The organism is Candidatus Nitrosopelagicus brevis (assembly GCF_000812185.1).
Lineage (GTDB): Archaea > Thermoproteota > Nitrososphaeria > Nitrososphaerales > Nitrosopumilaceae > Nitrosopelagicus > Nitrosopelagicus brevis.
The window spans coordinates 727299-739223 of record NZ_CP007026.1 but is presented as its reverse complement, the minus strand read 5'-3'; the positions used below and the strand labels follow the sequence as shown (position 1 = coordinate 739223).

Below are 11925 nucleotides of genomic sequence, written 5' to 3'. Positions count from 1 at the left end.
GCTAGCTATTGAAATTTAACAAACCGCTTCTCTAACTGTTTGACCTGGGAAGTTTCTATCAAACCAATCTTTGTAGGATGGCTCATTATCGTATCTATCTAGATAATGCTGCAAGTCTTTTTCAGGATCTGGAAATCCTGGAATGATTGTTTCTTTGTCTCCCACTTGTGGTACCAAAACTTCTTCTATTGTTTGACCTGGGAAGTTTCTATCAAACCAATCTTTGTAGGATGGCTCATTATCATAACGGTCCTGATAATATTTCAAATCTTTTCCTGGTGCTGGGAAATTAGGAATCTTTGTAGCTGATACAAGTAATATGTTATCTTGACACGTAATTCTTTCTTCAATTTCTGGTTCTGAAGAAAGTAAATCTGAACTACTTCCCATATATGCTGCACCCACACCAATTACAATTACGGCAATAATTCCTATGATGATCCCTACAACTTTTCCTTTATTTGATTTCTTTGTAGTGGAACGATCTTTTTCAACATGTTCAATAAATTTTTCTTCAATTGTTGGTTCCTTTGAGGCAAGTTCTTCTTTTTGAGGTTCCGATTTTTTAACTTCTGCAGTTGATTTGATATATGGATTTTCTGATGTTGTTTCTTCTGATTTTGTCTTTTCTGATGTTGCTTTAACTTCTGTAATCTTAAATGAAGATTCTGTTGTTTTTCTAATTCTTGGAAAATTAGTTTTTTGTCTCTCAGATGGTTTCATTTTACTTGTCATCTGTCTATGCCTTGGAGTTAGATATTGTTCGACTAGTGCATCTACATATTTTCTATCTTGCATAGAAATCATGCTTCTTTTTTGAAATGATTCAATTATCTGCTTTAATCTATCTGGATTACCTTTACCAATTTCTAATAACCTTAATGCATCATCTATGGTTGAATCTGACATGTAATATCCCTGTTTGAAATGTTTATAAAAATTAGTACGAACTTACCACTCTACATCTTCTTTCATGACCAATTCGTCATCCTGAATTACAAAACCCATGATAGCTAATGTCTCTCTAGATGTTTTAGAATTTCTATCCTTTATTTTATTAGCCAAATCAATTTTTTCTTCTTTACTCATGTTTTGGCCAATTTTGTATTTTCCATTCATCTCTTTTGGTATTATCTTGATTACTGCAGTTGCATCTAATACGTCCATATCCTTATCCATTGGCTTGTATCGCCCTTCAGGTTGATATTTTTTCATTAATCCATTCAATGCTAGAACCTTTTCCTCATTATTTTCCACTAGTAATGCTTCACCTTTGATTACAACACTAATGTATAATGTATCTGCAAGTGATGCATCTTCTGGATCTGAAAAATATGAAGGTAAAAATTCTAAATTTCTATCTACTTCAAATCCAACTTTAGAATTCCGCTTTATGTTTTCAATTTTCTCTCCTCTGATATGTGAATGCATATACACTGAATCATTTAAGAAAACAAAATTCATTGGAATAATTTGAGGAAATCCTTGTTCATCTATACTTGAAATTCTACCAGTATTTTCTTCGTTCAAAAATTTAATAATTTTAGTTTTAGATTTTATGATTAATTTTCCTAACAGTTGCATACGCTTAGAAATTTCTTGTTAGTTAAATTATTTATCTTGATCTTTGAAATATGGAATTACTTTATTTGCAAATTGATCAATGGAGCCAAAGTAATTTGAACCCCAGAATCTGATAACATAATGGTTTACGCCTGCTTTAAGGAATTTTTCAAAGACTTCGATTACATCATCTGGTGTACCAACTCCTACTGAAGATCTTGCAATCTTATCTGGAATTGTTGTTGCAGCTTCTCTCATTTTTACAATCCAATCTTGATTTGACATTGAATATTCTGTAAAGTATTTTTTAAAATCAAATCCTTCTATGTCTTTTAATCCATGAACTCTTAGAACTTCTGGTTTAAACAAACTAACTTTGATTGCTTCTTTCATCTTTGCCCATGATGTTTCTGCGTCATCTGAGAAGTACACGTCAATATCTAGCGCCATTTGGAAATCTTGCTTTTCTTCTTCTGTTCTTCCATTTTCATTCATTGAATCAACAATTTGATTTTTGTGATCTTCAAATAATTCTGGTGTGTAACCTATTGGTAACCATCCGTCTCCATACTTTCCTGTCATCTTTAGGGTTCGTGGTCCTCCAGATGCCATGTAAATTGGAACATGTGGCTGTCGTACTGATTTTGCTTGTAGACATGCTTCAGTTAATTGATAATATTTTCCTTCCCAGGTTTTTCTGTTATCTGGATCTGAATCATAAAGATGTTTGATAACTTGAAGTTGTTCTTCAAATTTTGATACTGGTTTATCAAATGGAATATTGAATTCTTTTAGATTCTGTGCTTCTCCTGCACCAATTCCTAATGTTCCTCTTCCTTTTGATAATCTATCTAGTGTAATTGATGCAAGTGCAATGTTTGATGGATGTCTTCTTAGTGCATCTGTTACACAAGTTCCTAATTCTACATTATTTGTTACAGCTGCAATTCCTGCAAGCATAACCCATGGGTCGTTAACAATTGCGTTACTCCACTGTGGCACATTTGAGTGGTCCATGTACCAGATTGAGTGATAACCTGTTTTGTCTGCTAAACTACATGCTGTTAAAATTTGATCTTCAGTTAATCCTAATCTTGCTACGTTTAATCCATTTTGAATTCCGAATTTGAGCATTTTACCTGTTGATACTCGAAAATTACCGTTAATAAAGCATAGCGGTTTGTTAAGGCACTAGTAAATAAAATATAAAAAAGAATTAGTGTTTAGAGATTTCCGGCTTTAATATCGTTGAGACATTTTACAACATCTTCTTTTGAAATTGGAATTGGGTTTGGATCTAAATGACCTTTGTCTGTCATCACAACATCTGCAGCTTGATTAACATCTGCTTTGAGGTCTAATTTATCAAATCCCATTTTTTCGATAATTTCTTTGAATCTATCATAAAATATCGATTTGTTATGTTTGTGGGCAACTGTAGTACATGATGAAAGTGAGTAACCATGTGGCACTCCTTCATTTGAAAAGACATACGATAATGCATGTCCTAACGTAGTTGAACAATTTCCGAAGCCCATACCCGATAACATGGAGCCATATGGATAATTCTCTGGTTTATCATTCATGATTGCGTCATACAATACATCGAATGCTTGTTTACACAATGTTTTGGTAAGGTCATTTCCAAGTTTACTGTCATAACCTTCTGTTGCTTGTGCACATGCATCACATACTGAACTTTTGATAACTTGTTCTGGTGTACCGTTCATAAAGTATGAATCAATTACTGCTCTATCTGCAAGGAATCTGTCCTCTCTAAGCAATTTCTTTTTTCCATCAAACTTTAGAACACAATATGTTGTCATTTCTGCACCAGTTCCAAATGTTGTAGGAATTAGAATTTTTTCTACACCCATTTCAGAAGCTGCATACTTGACAACATCCATTGAACTTCCTCCTCCTAATCCAATCATTGCACTAATGTTTTTGGATTTGTATTCGTCAATTACCTCTTTAACCATTTCAATTGATGGTTCTGGTTGAACTTTGTCGTACAAGATATAATCTTGTATACCCATTTTTCCTAACCATTTGTCAGATAATTCTGGAGGTACTGTTGTAACAACTAAAGCATTTTTTGGATATTCAGCTTGTGATAATGCATCTTCCCCAAATTGAATTACTTTGGGAACTCTTACTGTATCCATATTTGATGTAAGATAGTATTCTTACTTATACCTTCCAATCTCAAAAACTTAAGTTATTTTCATCCTAATCATAAGTAATTGATCAAAAATCCCTCAAAATTACCTCTCAATCATAATTCTCGTGACATTCTAAAAATATTGAATGAAGGGATAATTGCATCATCACCTTCTCAACATCTTAAAAAATACATCTCAAAAAATAAAATTCAATTTTCTACTTCTAAAATTGATCTCAAAAAATTTAATAATATTTTCTTAATTGCAGTTGGTAAATCTGCAGGCACTATGACTGAATATGTTTCTCAAAAAATAAAATTCAATCATGGAATAGTTGTTGTACCAAAAGAAGTAACTCCAAAATTAAATAAAAAAATTTTTGAAATAATTAATGCAGGTCACCCTCTCCCTAATCGAAATAGTCTCAAAGCAGGAAAGAATTTGGTTGAATTTCTGAATAAAACCCAAAAAAATGATTTTGTGTTATTTCTCATTTCAGGTGGTGGTTCTGCCCTGTCTGTATATCCTAACTTAATTTCATTGCGTGACAAAATTCTTGTAAATGAAGAATTGATCCGATCAGGAGCAAACATTAATGAAATTACGTGTGTTCGTAAGCACTTATCGCTAATCAAAGGAGGACGCTTAATCCAAAATATGAATTGCAAGGGAATATCGTTTGTTGTTTCTGATGTAATTGGGGATGACATAACTTCAATTTCATCTGGAATGACATCTTATGATAAATCCACTTTCACAGATGCATTAAAAATTCTCAAAAAATTTTCTCTTCAACATACATTACCAAATTCCACGTTATCTGTCTTGAAATCTGGTGTCAATGGAAATATTCCCGAAACTCCAAAAAAGACAGTAATAAAAAATACTATAATTCTAAATAATTTAACTTGTCTTTTAAAAATGAAAGACAAATCTAAAAAATTAGGTTACAAAGCTCAACTAATTTCAAATATTACTGGCAATCTTGATCAAGTCACTCAAATGATTGCATCTAAAGCAATTACGTCAAAAAATAATTGTATAATATTTGGCGGTGAACCCACAGTCAATGTAATCGGGAATGGAAAAGGTGGACGTAATCAAGAGCTTGTACTCCGTTTGTATGAAAAATTAAAACATAAAAAACCTGATTTCACATTTGCATCAATTGGAACCGATGGAATTGATGGAAATACTAAATTTGCTGGTTCTATATTTTCAACTAAGTATAATTATGATGGACGTTCATATCTAAAAAATAATGATTCGTCATCATTTTTTAAAAAATTTGGTGGTTTAATTAAAACAGGTATTACTCAAAACAATGTAAATGATATTGGTGTTATAATTAGACATAACCCTTAGAATCTCTTCCTGCAGTATCATCTTCGCCAAAAAGATGTTTTGTTGCAATATTTTCTTTAGACTCTATTAATTGATAATTAAGTTTCAATTTTCTTAAATTTGTTAATTGATTTATGAAGTAGACCTTGTCATTGATTATATCATTATCAATTTTTTCTGCTCCGGTCATAATTTCAAACATAATTTTTGAATCACACATTACATTAACGACATCATTATTTTTTATGATATTGACACCTAATCCCCAGTAAATTCCAACATGTAATGCAACAAATCTTGATTCTTCATTATTTTTTATGTCTAATTTTCCACCTGAACGAAAAGCTGGTGGGTGTTCTCTAATCTGGTCTGCAACTTTATCATTTGTTTTTATCGACCACGAATATTCTTTCACATTGCCATCAAAGAAAATATCATGTTCCATAAGTCAACCAAAAAGGTGTTTTTTGTCTATTTAATTTGTATTCTTGTCTTAATGATCCATATCGAAATTAATTTTCATGATGAAGTCACATAATTTCTTCAGAAAAATGGTTGACGAATTAGTAGAATTCTCTGCACATGATCCTGAATTAGCTGATGGAATAAAATGGCTAGATAGTCAGGCTCAAAAAAAGGGAATTACATTTTACGATATGGTTTTCGAAGTATTATACAGCCATGATGTAAACTCAAAAGCTCAAAATTGGTTGAAAACAAGAAATTAGTTTATTTTCGTTCTTCTATTGGTATGTAATTACATCCTTGTGGACCTTCGTATTTTCCAACATAGGTTGCTTTAGGTCTGTACAACATTGGTTTTGGTGCCGCCTCTGCAAATTTCTCTTCAATAACATGAGCTGCCCATCCTGAAACTCTTGATATTGCAAAAATTGGTGTGTTCAAATCCATGGGAATGTTTAGCATATAGTAAACTGATGCACTGTAAAGATCAACATTTGGAAAAATATCTCGTTCTTTTCTATTTTTCATAATCTCTGAAGTAGTTTCTTCAACTTTTTTTGTAATGTTATACCATGGTAATCCTGTTTTTTCTGATAATTTTTTTGATAATCCTTTTAGAACCATTGAACGAGGATCAACTGTTTTGTAAACTGCATGTCCCATGCCCATAATTCTGTCTCCTTTTTCAATTCTGGATTTAACCCAATTTGTGGCATTATTTTCATCTTTAATGTCTAGTAGCATTTTCATAACTTCATAATTTGCTCCTCCATGTAATTCTCCACTAAGTGCGCCTACTGCAGCACTTACTGCTGAATACATATGTGCACGAGTAGATGCAACTTCTCTTGCAGCAAAAGTTGATGCATTAAATGTATGGTCTGCATGCAAAATTAGGCAAACATCAAACACTCTTTCCATTTCTTTATCTGGTTTATTTCCTGTCAACATGTATAGAAAATTTGATGCGTGACTCAATTCTGGATCTGGTTGAATTGGCTCTTTGTCATTTCTAACTCTCTCCCAACTTGCAATAATGGTTGGAACTTTTGAAATTAGATTGATTGCTCTTTGTTGACTAATTTCTTTTTCTGAACCTTGTTCATCATAATATCCTGCAAGTGCTGCAACAAATGCTTGCAGTACATCCATAGGGTGAGCATTTTTCCTCCAGTTTTTCATATTTTTCTGCATTTGTTCAGGAATTGCTCTGGCTTCTTTCAGCTTCGTGGTAAATTCATTGAATTCTATCCTATTTGGTAAATGATCATGTAAAAGCAGGAAACAGCATTCCTCAAAATTTGAATTTTTTGTTAAATCTAAAACATCAAATCCTCGATAAATGAGCTTGCCTTTTTCTCCATCAATTAACGATATTTTTGTATCTGCAATTGGTATGTTTCTCAATCCAATATTCTTAGTTTCCATACATTACTCGTAATTTTTTGACTTTTAAATTTTCAACTAGTCTGCCATGTATTTCCTATATTACCAGTCAATAATTTTCGGTGTAGAAAGTCTAAAGAATCAAAGCTTGAGCATATTAGAACATATTTCATTAATTTACATGTCAACCTTATCTGAACGTGAAATGAGAAAAAGAATTGACGAAGAAATTCTTAACGCAACCCCTGAATTTCTTGAAAAAGTTCAAAAATTTGATCAAGAAAACCAATTGAACTATTCAACGATTTATGAGATTTATTCCACAATACTCAATTCGGAAAAAACGGTATCTCCAAAACCAAAGTCAAATCAAAAATAAGCATTTTTGGTTTAAATGAGGGTTAATCCAATTTTGATCATTAATGGCAGCTAAAATAAAAAAATCAAAAATTGTTTGTGTTTCTCATAGAGAAGATTGTGATGGCATAAGCTCTGCTGCATTAATCAAACAAGCATTCGGCGGAGAAACAATTCTCACAGATTATCCTGGAATGATGGATGATATGGAGCCTCTACGAAATGATGAATCTTTGAAAGAATTATACATCTGTGATCTTGGACTAAATAAAAAAAATGAATGTGATTTTGTTGAATTGTTAACACACCTTAGAAAACGTAGCGTAAAAATTTCATATCTTGATCATCATGATCTTGATAGGAAAATCATCAATCAACTAAAAAAAATCAAAGTTAATGTCGTACATGATACAAATGAGTGTGCTTCTGTTCAAGTTTATGACACATACAAAAAGAAACTAGATGATCATGCTGCGTTTATTGCTGCATGTGCTGCAATAACTGATTACATGGAAGATAGACCTCTTGGTTCAAAACTTCTTCAGATATTTGATAGACAATTTGCATTGATTAGTGCAACTGTAATGACATACAATATTGTTGGTCATCAAAAAGAACCTGATTATCTACTTTATCTTGTAGATGAACTTAGTGAATCTAAATATCCACATGAAATTCCAAACTCGTATGAATTTGCACAACTACAAGTTGAAAAACTTGCATCTGTTGTTGCAAAAGTCAAAAAGAATATGAAACTAAAAAAGAATTTAGGATATATGGAAATTACTGATTCTGGTGCAAGCGGTGCAGTTAATTTTGTTCTTGGTTTATCTGGTAAAGATGTAGGGGTTGCTTACAAAGAACGAGTTGACTATGGTGTCTATGCAGTTTCTGTAAGAGGATCAAAACAGTGTAAAATTCATCTTGGAAGATTGATAAACAAAATTACTACTGAAGTTGGTGGTTCTGGCGGTGGTCATGATAAAGCATGTGGTGCATCAATCCCAAAAAACAAAATTACAAAATTCCTAAATACCCTAAATTCTTCATTGGCAAAATAAAATGTCTACTCAATCATTAAGAAAGGATCATAAATTAATTGAAAAAGTATTACAAGCTTTAGATGCAACAATAAAACTTTTGAAAGATGGAAAACAAATTCCTGAAGAAATACTGTCACCCACACTTGATTTTACTCAAAACTTCACAGATGTTTGCCATCATGGAAAGGAGGAGGAAGCATTATTCCCTGCACTTGAAAAGGCTGGCATGCCTACAACCATGGGCCCAATACACATGATGCTACTTGATCACAAGCGAACTAAAGAAATTGCCGAACACATCAGTCTAGCATCAAAAAAATATCTTGAAAATGGTGATTCTGCTTATTTGATAGAGACTTTAGAGCTATACGTTCAACATGTAACTGAACATTTATGGAAAGAAAATAATCGCTTATTCATGATGGCTGATGCTAGATTGAATGATGCTACAAATGAAATTGATAAGAATATGGATGACATCGAAGAAAGAAAACTTTCAGAATTAGGAAAAACTCGCTCACATTACGAGTCTCTTGTAGATGAATTAGAAAAAAATGTCTCTGAAATTAATTAGAAAATTCAACAACCATGTCGATTTCTACGGTTGAATTTAATGGAAGACTAGCTACTCCTACTGCAATTCTAGAATGTTTTGCCATGTCTCCAAATATTTCCACTAGTAAATCTGATGCTGCATTGATTACTTTTGGTTGTTCTGTAAACTCTGGATTGGAATTAACAAATCCTGATATTCTTACAAATTTTGTAATCTTATCCAATGATCCAAGATTTGCTTTTAATTGTGCAAGACCATTAATTATACAAATTTTTGCTGCATCTCTTGCCTCATCTAATGATTGCTTATCTGGAACTTTTCCTTCAAACACAACTTTTCCTTCTTTCATTGGAATTTGCCCTGAAACAAATGCAAGATTTCCTGTAGTAACTACTGGAATGTAAGAACCTGCTGGACTTGGTGGTGTTGGCAACTCGATGGATAATTCTCTTAATTTATCTTCAATCATGAAATTTCTCTGAAATTTGTATATTTAGTCCTATGTTGAATTCTTGCAGGCATAAATCATAATTTCAGTTGAATTAATTTCACTAAAATTTCGATACCAGTTTACTCTGTGTAATACCTAGTCAAATCCAGATTGAATTCATTAGTGATTTGAGATGAGTATGGCCCCACAAGAATTAGAAAAAAGCGCTAGCAAGTATGCTGCAGCAGCTATAAGAGCAGATTCACAAGGGGCTGCTGGAATGGCCATAACTGACTATCAAAATGCATCTGAAACGCTATTGAAATTAATGAGACTTTATCCTACTAGCAGTCTAAACAAGATTTACCAGCAAAGCTATCAAAAATACCAGGAGCGTATCAAAGCATTACGTGAGACCCGTGGGGCTAATGTTGAACCTGTAGTGGACCCTAATGCATCTCCTGAGGAACAAAAAAAGGCTTTAGCAAGAGCTCAACCTCACAAAGATGAAGGTAATGACCTTGAAGAATTGGTCATGAAAGAAAAGCCTGATGTCAAATGGTCTGAGGTAATTGGATTAGATGATGCAAAAGGCGCATTACGTGAATCAATTGTTTATCCTAGTAAAAGACCTGATTTGTTTCCATTAGGTTGGCCACGTGGAATGTTATTGTATGGTCCTCCAGGAACTGGAAAAACAATGCTTGCTGCCGCAACTGCAAATGAACTCGATGGATATTTCATAAATGTGGATGCAGCATCTATGATGAGTAAATGGTTAGGTGAAGCAGAAAAAAACGTATCAAAATTATTCACAATGGCTAGAAAGTATAACGAACGAGAAGGAAAACCAGTAATATTATTCATTGACGAAGTTGATTCACTTCTTGGTGATCGTAATAGTGAAGTTGGTGGTGAAATTAGAGCCAAAAACCAATTCCTCTCTGAACTAGATGGTGTTAATGGAAAAGGTAAAGAAACTATGATGTATGTTATAGGTGCTACAAACAAACCATGGAGTTTGGATGAACCATTTTTGAGAAGATTCCAAAAAAGAATTTATGTTTCACTTCCCGCACAAGACGCACGTCATAAACTCTTTGAACAGTATACTAACCCTTTGAAAAAATCTACAAGATTCAATATTGCTAGTCTCGCAAAACAGTTTGATGGATACAGTGCAAGTGATATCAAAGATGTTTGTCAAGGTGCACAATTACTAGTTGTAAATGAATTATTCCGATCTGCTACTTATCATGAACCAGTTGATGGTGAAGCTCCTCAAGACCCACGTGAGCTAACTATGGCTGATTTCAAAGATATCAAAGCAAGAAGAAAACCAAGTGTCTCCACAGAAAATATCCGTGCATATCATAAATGGAGCGAATCTTTCGGTGCACTCTGATCGTTTTTAGTATCGATCAGCTAAAGAAGCTTTTAAATCCCGATTCAAAGAGACTTGTAGAGGGTCACAATAACTACAAAGAAATCCAAACACGCAAACAAGTTTGGGAAGCTGATCCTTTCTGATGGAACCGTTCTTGATGGAATGGGTTTTGGTTATTCTACTACTGTTTTTGGTGAAATTGTCTTTAATACAGGCATGGTGGGCTATACTGAGGCCTTAACTGATCCATCTTACAATGGTCAGATTCTTACCTTAACGTATCCTTTAGTCGGAAATTATGGCATTCCCGATTTAGATGCAGTAGATGAAGATGGAATATCAAAATTCTTTGAATCTGATACGATGCAGATCAGAGGACTAGTAGTTCATGAATTGTCTCAAACTGCAAGTCATTGGAATTTGAAAATGACCTTGGATGAATGGATGTATAATGAAAAAGTTCCAGGAATTTCTGGAATTGACACTCGTGCAATTACCAAGAAATTAACTACTAGTGGAGTTATGATGGCAGCCCTTGTTGTCTCTGATGAAGAGATTGATGTTGAAAAAGTCAAAAATGAACTTGCAAATATTACTACTTACAATTCTGAAAAATTCATGGATATTGTGTCTACCAAAGAAGAAAAAATCTATGGTGATGAAAATAATTCTGTGGTTGTTATTGATACCGGGGCAAAAAATGCAATTGTTAGAAATATACGAGAATTAGGTTACAAAGCAATTGTAGTTCCATGGAATACTCCGTTTGATAAAATAATGTCATACAAACCTAAAGGAGTTGTTTTGAGTAGTGGTCCAGGCGATCCACAAAACTGTCCTGATACCGTTGATACTGCAAAAAAACTAATTGAAAATAATATTCCTACACTAGGTATTTGCTTAGGTGCACAAATTATTGGTATTGCAGGAAATACGGAGACTTACAAATTGAAGTATGGTCATCGTGGACAAAACAAACCTTGTGTTAATTTAGAAACAAATCAAGTTTATGTTACAAGTCAGAATCATGGATATGGTATCAAACCCGAATCTCTAGAAAAATCCGATTTTAAATTATGGTTTGCAAATGCTGATGATGATACTGTTGAAGGCATAAAACATAAAACAAAAAATTGTATTGCTGTACAGTTTCACCCTGAAGCTGCACCTGGTCCTTTTGACTGCAAATATGTTTTTGACGAGTTAAAAAAATTAATGGAGAAATAAAA

14 protein-coding genes are annotated in these 11925 nt (G+C 33.2%); 7 read left to right on the top strand and 7 right to left on the bottom strand.

What is annotated here, in order from left to right; translation table 11 throughout:
• Window positions 1-15 precede the first annotated feature (15 nt).
• The 4 genes from T478_RS04500 to T478_RS04485 form a co-directional block, all read right to left on the bottom strand.
• On the bottom strand, window positions 16-909 hold the full coding sequence (locus T478_RS04500; protein ID WP_048105500.1) for a hypothetical protein: 894 nt from the start codon (window positions 907-909) through the stop codon (window positions 16-18).
• Window positions 910-951: 42 nt separating this feature from the next.
• Window positions 952-1584, bottom strand: coding sequence for a pyridoxamine 5'-phosphate oxidase family protein (locus T478_RS04495; protein WP_048105499.1), 633 nt, complete (start codon window positions 1582-1584; stop codon window positions 952-954).
• A gap of 27 nt (window positions 1585-1611) precedes the next feature.
• Entirely contained in the window at window positions 1612-2697 is a 1086-nt protein-coding gene (locus T478_RS04490; protein WP_048105498.1) for an LLM class flavin-dependent oxidoreductase, read from the bottom strand.
• Window positions 2698-2786: 89 nt separating this feature from the next.
• A complete protein-coding gene (locus T478_RS04485) occupies window positions 2787-3731 on the bottom strand; it encodes an iron-containing alcohol dehydrogenase (RefSeq protein ID WP_048105497.1) in 945 nt (314 codons plus the stop codon).
• Between the two features lie 78 nt (window positions 3732-3809).
• Here T478_RS04485 and T478_RS04480 point away from each other — a divergent pair, with 78 nt between their 5' ends.
• Window positions 3810-5093, top strand: coding sequence for a glycerate kinase type-2 family protein (locus tag T478_RS04480; protein ID WP_048105496.1), 1284 nt, complete (start codon window positions 3810-3812; stop codon window positions 5091-5093).
• On the opposite strand, the gene T478_RS04475 is transcribed toward T478_RS04480, so the two are convergent.
• On the bottom strand, window positions 5077-5517 hold the full coding sequence (locus T478_RS04475; protein WP_048105495.1) for a hypothetical protein: 441 nt from the start codon (window positions 5515-5517) through the stop codon (window positions 5077-5079). The genes T478_RS04480 and T478_RS04475 overlap by 17 nt on opposite strands.
• A gap of 76 nt (window positions 5518-5593) precedes the next feature.
• Between T478_RS04475 and T478_RS04470 the strand changes: the two genes are divergently transcribed.
• On the top strand, window positions 5594-5800 hold the full coding sequence (locus T478_RS04470) for a hypothetical protein (RefSeq protein WP_048105494.1): 207 nt from the start codon (window positions 5594-5596) through the stop codon (window positions 5798-5800).
• Window position 5801: 1 nt separating this feature from the next.
• Here T478_RS04470 and T478_RS04465 read toward each other — a convergent pair whose 3' ends face one another.
• On the bottom strand, window positions 5802-6965 hold the full coding sequence (locus T478_RS04465; protein ID WP_048105493.1) for a citrate synthase: 1164 nt from the start codon (window positions 6963-6965) through the stop codon (window positions 5802-5804).
• Between the two features lie 106 nt (window positions 6966-7071).
• Between T478_RS04465 and T478_RS04460 the strand changes: the two genes are divergently transcribed.
• From T478_RS04460 to T478_RS04450, 3 genes are read left to right on the top strand one after another with little or no spacing between them, the layout of a single operon-like run.
• A complete protein-coding gene (locus tag T478_RS04460; protein WP_146150868.1) occupies window positions 7072-7302 on the top strand; it encodes a hypothetical protein in 231 nt (76 codons plus the stop codon).
• Between the two features lie 43 nt (window positions 7303-7345).
• Window positions 7346-8341, top strand: a complete 996-nt coding sequence (locus T478_RS04455; protein ID WP_048105491.1) for a DHHA1 domain-containing protein — start codon at window positions 7346-7348, stop codon at window positions 8339-8341.
• A 1-nt stretch (window position 8342) separates the two neighbouring features.
• Window positions 8343-8897, top strand: a complete 555-nt coding sequence (locus tag T478_RS04450) for a hemerythrin domain-containing protein (protein ID WP_048105490.1) — start codon at window positions 8343-8345, stop codon at window positions 8895-8897.
• Here T478_RS04450 and T478_RS04445 read toward each other — a convergent pair.
• Window positions 8890-9348 (bottom strand): RidA family protein, encoded by a 459-nt coding sequence (locus T478_RS04445; protein ID WP_048105489.1) that lies wholly within the window; start codon window positions 9346-9348, stop codon window positions 8890-8892. The two genes, T478_RS04450 and T478_RS04445, sit on opposite strands and share 8 nt — an antisense overlap.
• A gap of 154 nt (window positions 9349-9502) precedes the next feature.
• Between T478_RS04445 and T478_RS04440 the strand changes: the two genes are divergently transcribed.
• Together T478_RS04440 and carA are read left to right on the top strand one after the other, a co-directional pair.
• Complete coding sequence (locus tag T478_RS04440) at window positions 9503-10714, top strand: AAA family ATPase (protein WP_048105488.1); 1212 nt, start codon at window positions 9503-9505, stop codon at window positions 10712-10714.
• 111 nt (window positions 10715-10825) lie between these two features.
• Window positions 10826-11923, top strand: a complete 1098-nt coding sequence (carA, locus tag T478_RS04435; protein WP_256378807.1) for a glutamine-hydrolyzing carbamoyl-phosphate synthase small subunit — start codon at window positions 10826-10828, stop codon at window positions 11921-11923.
• Window positions 11924-11925: the final 2 nt, after the last annotated feature.